Origin of the sequence: Streptomyces sp. NPDC101227 (genome assembly GCF_044767545.1) — a bacterium.
Lineage (GTDB): Bacteria > Actinomycetota > Actinomycetes > Streptomycetales > Streptomycetaceae > Streptomyces.
Genome location: NZ_JBIWOD010000012.1, coordinates 84,305 through 97,966, shown reverse-complemented (window position 1 = coordinate 97,966; position 13,662 = coordinate 84,305). Strand labels below are relative to the sequence as shown.

The 13,662-nt window shown below is 71.0% G+C and carries 14 protein-coding genes; 6 read left to right on the top strand and 8 right to left on the bottom strand.

Annotated features, from left to right (window positions below; translation table 11 throughout):
- Nucleotides 1–4: 4 nt before the first annotated feature.
- From ACIRPT_RS26455 to ACIRPT_RS26445, 3 genes are read left to right on the top strand one after another with little or no spacing between them, the layout of a single operon-like run.
- Entirely contained in the window at nucleotides 5–1,474 is a 1,470-nt protein-coding gene (locus tag ACIRPT_RS26455) for an ABC transporter substrate-binding protein (protein WP_403831266.1), read from the top strand.
- Nucleotides 1,456–2,511: an ABC transporter permease gene (locus tag ACIRPT_RS26450; RefSeq protein ID WP_403831263.1), complete on the top strand. Its 1,056-nt coding sequence runs from the start codon at nucleotides 1,456–1,458 to the stop codon at nucleotides 2,509–2,511. Before ACIRPT_RS26455 ends, ACIRPT_RS26450 begins: the two co-directional genes overlap by 19 nt.
- Nucleotides 2,505–3,332 carry an ABC transporter ATP-binding protein gene (locus ACIRPT_RS26445; protein ID WP_403831664.1) on the top strand — a complete coding sequence of 276 codons (828 nt, stop codon included), beginning with the start codon at nucleotides 2,505–2,507 and terminating at the stop codon, nucleotides 3,330–3,332. Before ACIRPT_RS26450 ends, ACIRPT_RS26445 begins: the two co-directional genes overlap by 7 nt.
- Before the next feature lie 158 nt (nucleotides 3,333–3,490).
- Here ACIRPT_RS26445 and ACIRPT_RS26440 read toward each other — a convergent pair whose 3' ends face one another.
- The 5 genes from ACIRPT_RS26440 to ACIRPT_RS26420 form a co-directional block, all read right to left on the bottom strand.
- The gene (locus ACIRPT_RS26440) at nucleotides 3,491–4,153 is read right to left on the bottom strand and encodes a hypothetical protein (protein ID WP_403831260.1); all 663 of its coding nucleotides are present in this window, start codon (nucleotides 4,151–4,153) and stop codon (nucleotides 3,491–3,493) included.
- A 203-nt stretch (nucleotides 4,154–4,356) separates the two neighbouring features.
- On the bottom strand, nucleotides 4,357–4,827 hold the full coding sequence (locus ACIRPT_RS26435; RefSeq protein WP_403831258.1) for a GNAT family N-acetyltransferase: 471 nt from the start codon (nucleotides 4,825–4,827) through the stop codon (nucleotides 4,357–4,359).
- Between the two features lie 170 nt (nucleotides 4,828–4,997).
- Complete coding sequence (locus tag ACIRPT_RS26430) at nucleotides 4,998–5,642, bottom strand: hypothetical protein (RefSeq protein WP_403831256.1); 645 nt, start codon at nucleotides 5,640–5,642, stop codon at nucleotides 4,998–5,000.
- Nucleotides 5,643–5,747: 105 nt separating this feature from the next.
- On the bottom strand, nucleotides 5,748–6,257 hold the full coding sequence (locus tag ACIRPT_RS26425; protein WP_403831253.1) for a hypothetical protein: 510 nt from the start codon (nucleotides 6,255–6,257) through the stop codon (nucleotides 5,748–5,750).
- Nucleotides 6,258–6,418: 161 nt separating this feature from the next.
- Nucleotides 6,419–6,772, bottom strand: a complete 354-nt coding sequence (locus ACIRPT_RS26420) for a hypothetical protein (RefSeq protein WP_403831251.1) — start codon at nucleotides 6,770–6,772, stop codon at nucleotides 6,419–6,421.
- Between the two features lie 205 nt (nucleotides 6,773–6,977).
- Between ACIRPT_RS26420 and ACIRPT_RS26415 the strand changes: the two genes are divergently transcribed.
- The gene (locus ACIRPT_RS26415) at nucleotides 6,978–8,009 is read left to right on the top strand and encodes a helix-turn-helix domain-containing protein (protein ID WP_403831248.1); all 1,032 of its coding nucleotides are present in this window, start codon (nucleotides 6,978–6,980) and stop codon (nucleotides 8,007–8,009) included.
- Nucleotides 8,010–8,158: 149 nt separating this feature from the next.
- Here the strand turns inward: ACIRPT_RS26415 and ACIRPT_RS26410 are convergent, their stop codons facing one another.
- Together ACIRPT_RS26410 and ACIRPT_RS26405 are read right to left on the bottom strand one after the other, a co-directional pair.
- Nucleotides 8,159–8,533 carry a DUF6234 family protein gene (locus ACIRPT_RS26410; RefSeq protein ID WP_403831246.1) on the bottom strand — a complete coding sequence of 125 codons (375 nt, stop codon included), beginning with the start codon at nucleotides 8,531–8,533 and terminating at the stop codon, nucleotides 8,159–8,161.
- Between the two features lie 90 nt (nucleotides 8,534–8,623).
- A complete protein-coding gene (locus ACIRPT_RS26405) occupies nucleotides 8,624–10,075 on the bottom strand; it encodes a purine-cytosine permease family protein (protein ID WP_403831243.1) in 1,452 nt (483 codons plus the stop codon).
- 70 nt (nucleotides 10,076–10,145) lie between these two features.
- Here ACIRPT_RS26405 and ACIRPT_RS26400 point away from each other — a divergent pair, with 70 nt between their 5' ends.
- Both ACIRPT_RS26400 and ACIRPT_RS26395 read left to right on the top strand, forming a co-directional pair.
- On the top strand, nucleotides 10,146–10,847 hold the full coding sequence (locus tag ACIRPT_RS26400; protein WP_403831241.1) for a TetR/AcrR family transcriptional regulator: 702 nt from the start codon (nucleotides 10,146–10,148) through the stop codon (nucleotides 10,845–10,847).
- 64 nt (nucleotides 10,848–10,911) lie between these two features.
- On the top strand, nucleotides 10,912–12,573 hold the full coding sequence (locus tag ACIRPT_RS26395; RefSeq protein WP_403831239.1) for an amidohydrolase: 1,662 nt from the start codon (nucleotides 10,912–10,914) through the stop codon (nucleotides 12,571–12,573).
- 121 nt (nucleotides 12,574–12,694) lie between these two features.
- Here the strand turns inward: ACIRPT_RS26395 and ACIRPT_RS26390 are convergent, their stop codons facing one another.
- Complete coding sequence (locus ACIRPT_RS26390) at nucleotides 12,695–13,555, bottom strand: TIGR03620 family F420-dependent LLM class oxidoreductase (RefSeq protein WP_403831236.1); 861 nt, start codon at nucleotides 13,553–13,555, stop codon at nucleotides 12,695–12,697.
- Nucleotides 13,556–13,662: the final 107 nt, after the last annotated feature.

Sequence of the window (13,662 nt, the reverse complement as noted above, 5' to 3'; positions counted from 1 at the left end):
GTCCATGCCGCCCCCGCCCTTCCCGCCCCTCCCGTCCCTGCCCGTGCCGTCGTCGCGGGCCGCGTCGGATTCCTCCCTCCCGGCCCCGCCCGGACCCACTGTCCGCGCACCTCGTACGGCCCGCTGGAACGCGCTCGCCGCGGCCCTCACGGCTGCCGCCCTACTGTCCTCGCTCACCGCCTGCGGCACCACCGCGGACGCCGCGGACGGCAAGACCGTCACCGTGACCGTCGGCTACCAGTCCAAGACCATCAACACCGTCACCGCAGGCACCCTGCTGCGCTCGCTCGGCTACTTCGAACGCGAGCTGCGCGCCCAGGGCAAGCGCGACGGCAAGACGTACAAGGTGGTGTGGCAGGACTACGCGACCGGTGCGCCGATCACCGCGCAGATGGTCGCGGGGAAGGTCGACATCGGCTCGATGGGCGACTTCCCGCTGCTCATCAACTCCGCGCGCGGCAAGCAACTACGCGCACCGACCCGGCTGGTCTCGGTCACCGGCTACAACCTGCGCGGAGCGCTCAACACCATCGTCACCGCGCCCGGATCCCACCTGCGCTCGCTGGCCGACCTGCGGGGCAAGAAGGTTTCCAGCAGCGTCGGTTCGGCCTCCGACGGCACCCTCGTACGGGCCCTGCAGCGGGCCGGGATCGATCCGGAGCGGGACATCCACAAGCTCAATCAGCAGCCGGCCGTGGGGGCTTCCGCGCTCCAGTCGGGCAGTGTGGACGCGCTCTCGCAGTTCGTCGCCTGGCCGGGGCTGCTCGCCTTTCAGGGCAAGGCACGGGCGCTCTACGACGGGGGTGCGCTCGACCTGCCCACCTTCCACGGCGTGACCGTGCGGGACGCCTTCGCCGGCCGGCATCCGGGTGTGGTGAAGGCGTTCCTCGCCGCGCAGCGCGACGCGACCCGCTCCCTGGAGGCGCATCCGGTCGACGCCGCCCAGCGGGTCGCGAAGGCCACCGGACTGCCGGCCGAGGTGGTCTACCTCTACAACGGCGCGGGCGGCATCGCCACCTTCGATCCCACCCTCAAGCCGCAGTTGGTCGCCGCGCTGAAGAAGGACGTCTCGGTGCTGCGGGCGGCCAAGCTGACCGGGCCGGTGGACGTCGGCTCGTTCGTCGACGACCGCTACCTCAGGCAGAGTTACGGCAGCGGGTATGCCAAGGCCCGGCGCTCCACCGCCCATCCGTCGGCCGACGAGGTATGGCTGCGGGGCGAGGACCGCACCCACTCGTTCGACGATCCGGGCGACCTGCTGCGGTTCGTCGCCGCGCACCACAAAACGGTACGGGCCGCGTACGCGGCCGATGCGACGACCGGCACCCGGTGGTTCGCCGACCGGTCGGTCTGGGTCCGCGACGGCGCGCGGCTGCTGCCCTTCGCCACGCCGGCCACCGCCGCCGCATGGACGCGGCGTCACCCGGGGGCGCACACCGTGAGCTACGCCGCCGCATGGGAGCGGGCCCGGTGAGCGCGCCCGCCGCCGTCCGCACGGCGACCGCGCCGACGGTCACCAACCCTGGTCGGGCGGGCCGACGACGCCGGCCGTGGGACCGCTACGCGCGGCGTACGGCCTCGGTTCTGGCCGCGCTCGCCCTGTGGCAGTTGCTCGCCCAGTTCCGGGTGACTGCATGGCTGCGGTTCTCGCAGTTCCCGACGGTCACCGAGACCGCCCGCGAGTTCGTCCAGCGGCTCGGCGGCGCCACGTACTGGCAGGACCTCACCGACAGCCTGACGCGGATCATCGGCGGCTTCGCCCTCGCGGCCGTCCTCGGTGTCGCCCTCGGCACCGCCGTCGCCCGCTCCCCCGTCGTCTCCGATCTGCTCGGCCCGCTGCTCGAAGTCCTGCGTCCCATACCGGCGATCGCGCTGGTGCCGGTGGCGATCCTGCTGTTCCCCAGCAATGAGCAGGGCATCGTCTTCATCACCTTCGCCGCGGCGTTCTTCCCCGTCACGGTCTCCACCCGGCACGCGGTACGGGCGCTGACGCCCGTCTGGGAGGAGGCGGTGCGCACCATGGGCGGTGGCCGGTGGCGGGTCCTGTGGTCCGTGGTGCTGCCGGGGGCGCTGCCCGGGATCTTCGGCGGGTTGTCGGTGGGCATCGGCGTCTCGTGGATCTGTGTGATCTCCGCCGAGATGATCTCCGGCGAGTACGGCGTGGGCTACCGCACCTGGCAGGACTACACGATCGTCGACTACCCGGGCGTCTTCGTCGGGATGGCGACCATCGGACTGCTCGGCTGGCTCACCTCCACGGCCGTGGAGGTGCTGGGACGGCGCGTGACGCGCTGGCTGCCGCGCACCGCGACCGGCCCGAGCCGGAATCCGGGCCGTCGGTCACGGCTGCCCGCCCGGCCGGAGACCGGTGCTGTGCGGGCCCGCGAGCGGAGCCCCGGCCCGGAGCAGGACACCGCGGCACGGGGCGACACCGAAGTCCGGCACGTCACCCCGAGCGCCGACGGCGCGGCCGGCCGCCGAGCGCAAGAGGGAGAGCGGGAACCATCGTGACCAGCACCGACATCACCGCAGCGGCCCGGCCGCAGTCACCCCCGCCCGCGCACGGCGTACGGCTGGCCGTCACCGGTGCCGTGCTCGGCCGGTCCGGTGCCGCCGTGCTGCACGGCCTGGACCTCGAGATCGCCCCGGGCGAGATCCTCACCGTCGTCGGGCCGTCCGGCTGCGGCAAATCCACCCTGCTGCGTACGCTGGCGGGTCTGCTGCCGCTGCTCGGCGGTCGGCTGAGTCAGGACGGCGGTCCCGTCGAAGGGCCGGGCGCGGACCGTGCACTGGTCTTCCAGGAGGACGCGCTGCTGCCCTGGCGCACTCTGCGGGCCAACGTCGAACTCCCGCTGGCTGTCCGGGGCGTGGCGCGCGCGGAGCGCCGCGCGCGGGCCGATGACTGGCTGGCCCGGGTCGGGCTCACCGAGCATGCCGGCCGCCTGCCGCACCATGTCTCCGGCGGCCAGCGCCAGCGCGCCCAGCTGGCCCGCGCGCTGGCCGGGCGGCCGCGCGCCGTCCTGATGGACGAGCCGTTCGGTGCGCTTGACGCCCAGACCCGGGCCGGGATGCAGCAGTTGCTGGTGACGGCGCTGCGCGGCACCCATGCCACCGTCGTCTTCGTCACCCACGACGTGGACGAGGCGCTGTTCCTGGGCGACCGGGTCGCGCTACTGGGCAGCGGCCGGGTGCTGGACGTACCGCGGCCGCGCGAACGCCAGGCGCAGGGCGACCCGGCGACGGTTGCCCTGCGGCGGGAGATTCTGGCCTCGCTGAGCGACCGGCCGGATGACGCGTCGGGCGGCCGGTCGGACGACCGGCCTGGCACATAGGCTCCTGCAGTCCTGCTACTCCTGCGCTCCCCGCACGGCAATCGGAGTTCCTGGAATCGTCGTGCCAATGCCCGGCAGTCGTGACGACTGCCGGGCATTCACCAAGTCCGAGGGGGACCATCAGGCCATGCTCGGCCTCGACCCCGGGTACTCGTTCGTCAGCTGGCCTTCCTGAACGGGGCCTTGACCGGGACGCATGAGAATCGGTCGGGGTCCACCTCGGCGTCCTTAGTGGGGCCGCACAGTTCGAACGACTTGGCGTTCTCCATGTCCGGCATCTTGAACCCGACCACGCCGATCTTGGTCTCGCCGCGCTCGATATTGGTCCCCATGATGGTTTCGCTCCAGGTGGAGTTTCGCCACGCGCCGTCCGCGACCTCGTCAAGCCCGCTGCTGGGGTAGGCCTCCATGTAGCAGGTGTCACTCTGCACAGGGCCGCACTTCTGCACCGTCGTCTTGAACTTCAGCCTGAGATAGCTGAGCTTGACGTTTTCCACCCCGCGGTCGGGGAGTTCTCCGGTCACGGCGACATAGACGGCGAAGTAGTGATTCCCGGGGTCGGCCGACTTACCGATCAGTTCAGGTGCCCAGCTGGTGTCCACGGGCTTTACCTGCACGCCAAGCTTCAGGCCCGGTTCGGTGGTTACGAGGCCCTTGCCGGGGAAATCGGCGAACTTGGTGTACTTGGGCTGGGAGACGCTTGGCGACGACTCGGCGTTGGTGGTCGGCGCTTCGCTCTTGGCGTCAGTGCCGCTACCCGAACATCCCGCGACCAGCACGAGGGAGCCCACGGCAAGCGCGGCCAACATGCGATTCGACACGTCACACCTCTCAGGCCGGGAAGACAGGCCGCATCATAGCCAGCAAGAGTGAATGCGCGCAGGTACACGCATGTTCCCCTATCGGGTCGCCGGCGCCGCGCGATTCGCGTCGCGCATGCGGTGGTCCCCGCCGGGCGGCGAGCGCGGCCGGCCCCGGCCAACCGGTCCCACCCGATATCACCGACCCCATACGGGGAATCCCTCTACCGCACGTCCAGCTCTCCGACTGCCTGATCCCCGCTCATCTCTCCCGTCAGCCGGAATCCGAGCCCCAGGTAGAAGCCCTCGGGGCCGTCCTCGCCCGGATGCCAGCTGGCGGTGAGACGGGTGCCACCCCGGCGGCGAATTTCGTCGGCCACGGACTCGACCGCGAAACGTCCGTAGCCGCGGCCCTGTTCGCCGGCCGCGATGTTGAGCCGCCAGAGGCCTGAGCGAATGTCGGTTCCGGTGCCGTCGCCGGCGAAGTCGATATCGAAGAAGGCCATGAGGAAACCGACGGGCCGGCCGTCATCAACGATGAGACGAGGCCAGGCTATGCCGGGGTGGACATACGCCTCGGCGAGGGACTTCACCACCGGCGCGACGAGGTGTCCCTGGTCGGAGCGGACCTTCAGCCCGATGGCGATGTCGAAGTTGTCCGGGGTGATTCTCTCCAGACGGAATGCGGTCGTCATTTCCACACCATAAACAGGTCGGTCAAGGGATTTTCTGTCGCATCGTCGGCCGCCGAAACCGCTCCGATCCGGGCGTGGCACGGCGTGGCATGGCGTGGCACGGCATGCCATCCATGGCATGGCACGGCATGACGTGTGCAATGCGCAAGGAGATTCCTCAAAGGGATTCCTCACGGGGTTATCTCAGGGGATTCACTGCGCAGCCGCCAGATCTCCCGCCATTGACGCTCATGTGCGGCCGTCAGCAGCGGGTCGCGTGCGTCGGCCCGCTGCACCGCCAGGCTGACGCCACACCTCCTGCACAGCTGATGGATCCGGTAGGCGCCGTCGTGCCAGGCGATGGTGTCGCCCCGGCTTCCGCATACTCGGCACCTCAACGCGAGAGCTTCGTCGGGCGGGACCGACGAACGAAGCACCCGCTCGACCACCACCGGCAGCGGCTCGGTGGGATGAATCGTCGGCTCGGGGCAGTAGGCGATGTTCCCCCACCCGCGCTGCCGGCCGCGCCAGGAGTCATCGGGTTGCGCCTGCCGGCAGCGACGAGCTTTGTCCGCCCGGCGCCTGTCGGCATAGGCACGCTCGTCAGCGAGCCAGAGCTGCCGGGCGTGCTGCAGCTCCTCGGCCGCGCGGAGGAGCGAGCTCGGATCCCTCTCGGGGTTTTTCGGGATCCGCGCACTGAGGCAGAGATGGTGATATGTGGCACGGAATCCGTAGGGCGCGAAATGCACGAGGCACGACCGCAGATTCGTGTGCCTGACGCGGGCCGGCAGGCTCTCGTCGAAGACCCGTCTGCGGTGCGTGTTGAAGCTGCTCATCCCCGGACGTTACGGCTTGCCGCGCCGGCATTGCACGTCACTTTGACGGGGCAGCCATCCCCGCCGGAACAGGGCCTGGAATTCGCCGAATTCCGCGGGTATTTGCTAGCTCCTCCACCGGGCGGCGGTGCTACTGGTCGTCCTGATGACGCGGTCCGCGGCCGGCGACGCGGGCCAGATCTGGATCAGGTACTCCTCCAGCGGATCACGGTCGTCGCGTGGGTCGCCGTCGTCGCGGTGGCGTCCGTGGACGCGCAGTCGATAGTCGCCCGGGCCGGGAAGGGCGATCTGCTGCGCCGAGTCTTCGTCGGCGCCGGTGGTGCCGAAGTCGAGGAACGCGGAACGCCAGGCGACGGAGACTTCGGCGATGTCCTGCCAGGTGTCGTTGTCGTCGGACAGCGGCGGCCGCCCGTCCCACAGTTGGGCGGTGACGTGGATGCGGCCGATCTCCTGGCCGGTCAGGATGCGGGCTCCGTCGCCGTCGGGGTCGGCCTCGACCAGGCCGTTGGCCGTCCATTCCGGTTCGAACTCCACGACCAGGTCCTCCCCGCACAGGTCGACGGCGGTGGCGTCCACGTGGACGGTGCTGCTGGTCTGGCGTATCGGTGCGGGCATGGTGGGTGATCCTTCTGTCCTGCGGGGGCGGGTCCCCACCATCCTGGTGGGGACCGCGGGGTTGCGCGACCCGGTCGGCGGCCCGCCGCACGCTAGGCGGCCCGCCACATGAAGTGACGGGCCGCCATGAGCAGTTCAGGCCAGATGGTCCTCGGGACCGGTCATCCGCCCACGCGGTTGTAGACGTAGAGGAACCACTTCATCTTGCCGTCGTTGCCCTGTTCCCTGTTGCAGCTGTAGCCGGACCACCAGCCCTTGGCCTTGCCCCTCTTGCCCTCTGACACGCAAGCGGACTTGGTCCAGTAGGCGCGGTAGAAGCTCCACCCCGTCCTCGTGGCCACGGCGTCGCCGGTGGTGGCGTGGCTTACCGCGGCATGGGTCTGAGCCGACTGCGGTGCGGCATCGGCCGTTGCGGCGAAGCCCGTCAGAGCGGCGCCGAGCAGAACGGTCGTCGCGGCCGCGGTGGCCAGGCCGCCGCGCAGCAGCGGGCTCTTTCGACTGTTGGCGAATTTCATGAATCTTCCCCCTTTGGTCGGGTGTTGCGCCAACATGACGACCGGGTGGTCATAACCGGCCGCCATGCATATTCACAGGCTGCCGTCTCCACCTCGGTGCGTCGTTAGCGGTGAGCGCCATGTTGTTGGCGTACAGCGCCGCATCGGTTCGCCTGGGCGTCGCGGGAGGCTGGAGCGGCCGTCATCGCCATATACGGGGGTTGTTGTGGAGACGGTGTTCGACAGCGCGTGGTTACCCGCCCAAGAGCGTGCCGAGGCCTGGAGGGAGACCACGGCGCTGGCGCTGGTGACCACGAAGGTCAAGCTTGCGGATCCGGGCTCCTTTGACGCGTGTCTGCGGACCATGTCATTGGGGTTTCCGCAGGTGACGGCGATGTCCTACGGGCCGTTGGTGTCGCAGCGGACACCCGCGATGATCCGGCGGTCGGATCCCGAGCAGTATCAGATCGCCCTTGTCCGCAGCGGGAGTCAGGGGATCGAGCAGGCCCGGAACCGCAGCCGTCTCGGGGCCGGTGAGTTGGTCTTCTACGACAGCTCCCGCCCCTTCGAGGCCGTCGTCGGCGCCGGTTGCCAGGCGAGGTCCGCGTCATTGCTGTTGCAGTTCCCCAAGCGGTTGCTGCCCCTGCCGGAGGCGAAGGTGACGCGGCTGCTGGCGGTGCCGCTCTCGGGGACGCAGGGAGTCGGCCGGCTCTTCGCACAGTTCATGGCCGGTTTGGTCGATGAGCACGCGACGTACGTCCCGGGTGACTTGGCGCGGCTGGGCAATACGGCGCTCGATCTGGCCACGGCCGTGCTGGCCCACCATCTCGACGAGGGAGCGGCCGTGCCGCTGCGGTCGCCGCAGCAGGTCCTGTTCCTGCGTATCGCCTCTTTCATCGATCAGCACCTGCGCGCCCCGGAGCTAGGGCCCACCACGGTGGCGTCGGCTCACGGGCTGTCGCTGCGGTCGCTGCACCGGCTCTTCCAGCAGCACAACACCTCCGTCAGCGCCTACATCAAAGGCCGGCGCGTGGACCGCTGCCGACGCGATCTGGCCGACCCCGGCCTGCGGCACCTCACCGTCCATGCCATCGGCGCTCGATGGGGATTTCCCCGGCCGGCCGACTTCAGCCGCGCCTTCCGTGGTGTGGTGGGGATGTCGCCCAGCCAGTTCCGTGCCCTGACGTGGTCCGCCGTTGCCGCCCGAAGGCCGGGTTCCTCGACGAGACCGCCCGGCCCGACCGATCGGATGCCGTGACCGGAGCCCGGTTGGGCGGGGCGACAGCGGGACGTCTGCGGCGCGGCGGCAGAACCAGAGCGCCGCCCCACTCCCCCGTCCCTGTACGGAAGGGCCGGTTTCCGCGCGCCGGCCCTTCCGTACGAAGGCACCGTTGAACGCCCGCACGGCTACCGCGCGGGCGGACCGCCTGTCTCGCAGCCCAGGCCCGCGTGACAGGCGGACTGATAGGAGGACTCGTAAACGCGCTCTCCGGGAGCCTTCGCGCCGAGCACGATCCCGCAGAGGGCAAGGGCCGTCACCGCCTGGCTGACAGCGACCACACGTACGCGCCGGATCCCGGCCACCACGGCGAAGACCAAGGCCGCGGCCGGCACGAACGCGGCCCACTTCAGATAGGGGCCGGGCGGGTCGCCGTAGTGCTGCGGGTCCCACGACCAATACGTCCCGGCCCAGGACAGCCAGATCAGGACGAGAGCCGCCAGCTCGATGACGGCCAGGGCCACGGCCACGCCCTTGCCGGTGCGTGGGGAATCTGTGTTCACCCGGCCAACTTCACCGGGGTAGGCGTGCGGTGTCATGAGTACCCGTACTCATGACACCCCATGATGGGGCGTACCGGCTACGGTCAGAGGTCAATCCGTCATTCCTGTGCGGTCCCGTCGTGAGCGTCGCATCATGACCGCGTAGACCGCCGCTGCCACGACGATGCCGACGGGCAGCGCGAGGTCCACTCCGCCGAGGGCGTGGGCGAGCGGGCCGGTGTAGAGGGTGTTCACGCAGAGGGCGGCCGCGGCGGTGCCCGCGGTGAGGGCGAGGGCGCCCGCCCAGTTGACGCCGGCCGTGAACCAGAAGGGGCTGCTGGGGGTCTCGTCGGTCAGTGCGGGCCCGTCGTAACTGTTGCGGCGCACCAGGATGTCGGTGGCGTAGATGGCCATGCTGGGGCCGAGCAGAACGACCGTCAGCTGGAGGACGTTGCTGACGGTGTCCAGGAAGTTGGACACGAGCAGCGCGTACAGGGTCACGGCGACGGCGAGGACTCCGTCGACGATGACGGTGAGGGAGCGGCGGAGGCGGACGCCGATGGCCTGGAGGGCCAGCCCGGAGCTGTAGGCGGTCATGGCGTTGATGGCGATGGTGCCCAGCACCAGGGCGAGCAGGAAGAGGGGGGTGAACCAGGTGGGCAGGATCGCTCCCAGGGCGGTCTGCGGGTCGGTCATGTCGACCGCGGTCGCGGCGATGGCGCCGAGGGAGCAGACGGCGACGCTCGGCAGGAAGCCGCCGAGGGCGGTCCAGCCCACGATCGCCTTCGGGGAGGCCGTGCGGGGCAGGTAGCGGGAGAAGTCGGCGCTGTTGGTGTACGAGAGGGGCCCTGAGGCGATGAGGGTGACGCCGCCCGCGAGGGCCGCCCACAGGCTGCCGCCGGTCAGCGGATCGGCGGGCTCGTAGCCGAAGTCGGCGTGGCCGAGCACGCTGAAGGCGACGACGGCGAACGCCGCGGTGAGGACCACGGTGATCGGGAGGTAGAGCTTCAGGATCGTGGCGTGGCCGTAGACGCTGATGGCCAGGGTGAGCGCGGCGATGCCGACCACGACGACGGCCTTGACGCCGGTGTCGGGCGCGATGCCGGCCTTCTCGACGAGGGAGAAGGCGGCGAGCGCGGCCGCCGCCAGGTTGAGGGCGATGTAACAGATGCAGATGCCCCAGCCGGTGATCGCGATGTTCACCCGGTTGCCGCGGACGCCGAACATGGCTCGCATGATCACTTCACTCGGCGTTCCGGAGGCCGGGCCCGAGACGGCCAGCAGCCCGACCGGCACCCAGAAGAGGTTGCCCACCACGATCACCGCGAGAGCCTGCCCGAGACTCAGGCCCATGAGTATGAGGGCGCCGCCGACCACCAGGCTCAGGTAGTTGACGTTCGCCGCCGCCCAGACGGCGAAGAGTTCCCGGGCACGGCCGTGGCGTTCCCGGTCGGGAATGTGGTCGATGCCGTGGGCCTCGATACGGCCCGGCCGGTCCGAGGGCGGCGGCGTGTCGTGTCTGCCGTCCGCGCCTGGGAGCGGGTCGGGAGTCGTAGAAGCCATGGAGCCCTCCGGTGCTGGTCGTGTGCCCACCTGGTTGCTTATTGGTCGCACACTCAATAGCATCGCGGGTATGTCGTCAAGCATCCAGCGCAAGCGAATTCGGAAATCGCCGGCCGACCGACGTGTGGAAATCGTCGACGCGGCGGCCGCCGTCGCCCTCACCGAGGGTTTGGAATGCATCACTCTGCGGCGGATCGGCGAACAGCTCGACGTCCGCCCCGGACTGATCAGTCACTACTTCCCCGCGGCGGAGGACCTCGTGGCCGAGGCGTTCGGCACCGCCGCGAGCGTCGAACTCGATGCGCTCCTTCCGGCGGACCGCCCCGATGGGACCCCCACGCAGCACCTCGCCCGCTTCTTCGCACATGCGATGGGAGAGGCGTACGACGACATCAGCCGGCTCTGGATCAACGCCCGGCACCTCAGCCGCTACCGGCCGCTTCTTCGCGACCGGGTCGGCGAACAGGAGGCCGCCTGGCGTGGACGGCTGGAGGGCCTCGTCCGCGAGGGTGTCGAGCGGGGCGAGTTCCGTACGGACGATCCCTATGTGACCAGCATCCAGATCCTGGTCGTGCTCGACGGCCTCGGCGCCCACGCCAACACCGACACCGACAACCGTCCGCCCGCGGTGACACGGATGGCCGTCACCACCGCCGAACGCGAACTCGGCCTGCCGAGCGGCACGCTCATCCGCCCCGGGGACGAGCCCGGCGCGAGCCCCGCGGGCGCGCCTCGGTCACCCGGAGCCGACGACCGTCCCGCTGCCGAGTAGCCGGCCACCGTCGCACCGGCGGGCAGCCGACCACCCCGAACCGACCCTCCTCCAAGGAGCCGCTGTGCGCACCCTCCCCCAAGCCCTCGACGTCGCTCGAGCGGGGCGGTACCCCCTCATCCTGCTCTCCGCCCGTCTGCTCGACCCCGTCACCGGTCAACTGCTGCCGGAGACCGCCCTGGCCGTTTCCGGAGGGCGGATCGCCGACTTGGGCGACGACCGCCGGATACGTTCGCTCGCGGACGCCTCGACCACGGTGATCGACCTGAAGGGGGCGGTGGTGACCCCCGGTCTGGTTGACGGGCACCTCCACCCGGTCTCCGGCGCCGAACTCACCCAGGGCCTGGACCTGTCGGGCTGCGCCGACCTCGACGCCGTGCGCGAGGCCCTGGCCCGCGAGGCCCGGACCCTCGCGCCCGGAGCGTGGCTGCACGGATGGGGCCTGGACCCGAACGTCTTCGGCGACCGGCCGCTCGAAGCCGCCGCGCTGGCTCCCGTGCTCGACGGCATCCCGACCCTGTTGCAGCTCTTCGACGCCCATTCCATGCTGGTCAGCCCCCGCGCACTGGAACTCGCCGGCATCGATGGGCCACGCCGCTTCGAGCAGGCGGCCGAGATCGTCTGCGACGAGCGGGGCCGGCCGACCGGCCTGCTCCTGGAGGACGCCGCCTGCGAACTCGTCGAGCGGGCCGCCCCTCAGCCCACGCACGAGGAGCGCCGCGCCCGCCTCGCCACCGCGCTGCGGAACATGGCCGCCGCCGGACTCACCGGCGGGCACGCCATGGACGCAGGCGGCGAGAGCCTCGCCCTCTACGCCGAGCTGGACGCTGCCGGCGAGCTGCCGCTGCGGCTGCGGGTCGCGCCCTGGTGCCAGCCCGGCACCGACGCCGACGCGCTGCGCGCCCTCATCGAGCAGCAGGGCACCGGCGGCGGGCTCTGGCGCGTCGACGGCGTCAAGCTCTTCATGGACGGCACCATCGACAACGGCACCGCCTGGCTGGAGCGCCCCGACTGCCACGGCGAGTCCACCCACGCCTTCTGGCCCGACCCCGACGCCTACACCCACGCCATCGGCGAACTCCACCGCGCCGGGGTGCCCACCGCCACCCACGCCATCGGGGACGCCGCCGTCCGGCACGTCCTCGACTCCGTCGAGAAGGCCCTGGCCACAGGGAATCGCGGGGTGCGGCACCGGATCGAGCACATCGAGACCGTGCCCGACGACACCCTGCGCCGCTTCGCCGAGCTCGGCGTCATCGCGTCCATGCAGCCCACCCACTGCTGCGACTTCACCCGGGCCGACCACACCGACAACTGGTCGCGCCGCCTCGGCGAGGAGCGCGCCCTGCGCGCCTGGCGCTGCCGCGACCTGTGGGACTCCGGCGCCACCGTCGTCCTTGGCTCCGACTGGCCCATCGCCCCCTTTCCCCCGCTGGCCGTCATGGCAGGAGCCCGCCACCGCCGCCCCAGCCGCGATCTCACCCGGCCCCCGCACGGCCCCGACCAAGCCCTGACCGCCCTGGAGGCCCTCCAGGCCATGACCAACAACACCGCGTACGCGGCGGGCGAGGAAGGCGAGGCCGGCCGCCTCGCCGTCGGCCACCGCGCCGACCTCACGGTCTACGCGGACAGCCCTCTCACCACCCCCGCCACCGACCTGCCCGACCTGCCCGTGCTGCTCACCGTCCTCGACGGCCGCCCCACCCACCGCGACCCGACCCTGTGACGTGCCGGGCGGGGTGGCCGCGCCACGCGTGCCGGACTCCGCCGGCATCGTGTGTGCGGCCATGGGCGGCGGCCGCGCCGGGCATTTGGGGCGACCGCCCGTGGGCGGATGCCGCGCCTGTTCAGAGCAGCGCCGCGGCGAGTTCACGCCATGCCGGACGGGAGAAGGCCTCCGGGGAGGCGGTGACCACATGGACGGCGATGTGGTCGGCTCCGGCCTGGCGGTGCTCGGTGAGTCGTCCGGCGACCTCGTCCGGCTTTCCCCAGGCGAAGAGCGCGTCGATCAGCCGGTTGCTGCCGCCACCGCCCAAGTCCTCGGGCGCGAATCCCATACGGAGCCAGGCGGCCCGGTAGTTGGCGAGTCGCAGGTAGGGAGCAAGCATCGCCCTGGCTTCGGCGCGGGCCGTTTCGGCGTCGGTGTGCAGGATGACGGCCTGCTCCAGCGCCAGCAGCGGGCCGTCGCCCAGCAACGATCTGGCCCACGCGGTATGCGCGGGGCTGACCAGGAAGGGATGCACTCCGGCGGACTTCGCCCCTGCCAGCCGGGTCATCTGCGGGCCGTGCGCGCCCACGATCCGCGCGGTCGGCGGCACCGGAGCGGGCACGGTGTCCAACGCGTCCAGGTAGCGGTGCAGTGCGTGGTACGGCTCGCGGTAGCCATCGACGAAATCGGCGTGGCTGACGCCGAGTCCGAGCAGGAGCCGGGCTCTGTGCCGCGGCGGCAGCGCATGGTAGGCGGCGGCGAGGCGCTCCGGTGTGGTGCCCCAGATCGACACGCATCCGGTGGCCACGGTGACCTGGTGGGTTGCCGTCAGGATTTCGGCGGCCGCGACCAGATCCCCTCGGGGGTTGCCGCCCGGTGTGCCACCCAGCCAGATCGCTCCGTAGCCGAGTTCATCGACCTCAGCCGCGGCGTCCCGTGCCTCGGCCCGGTCCCCGTGGGTGAACGCCCAGCTCCAGATTCCGATCGTCCCGAGATTCATCAAGCCGCCTCCTGCGTCCGGGACTTCCGTTGTAACGGTGCCGGAGCGGCCTGCCTGGTGCCGGGCGCGGCCCTGTCCGGAAGCCGAGCGCCAACGGCCGGATAGCC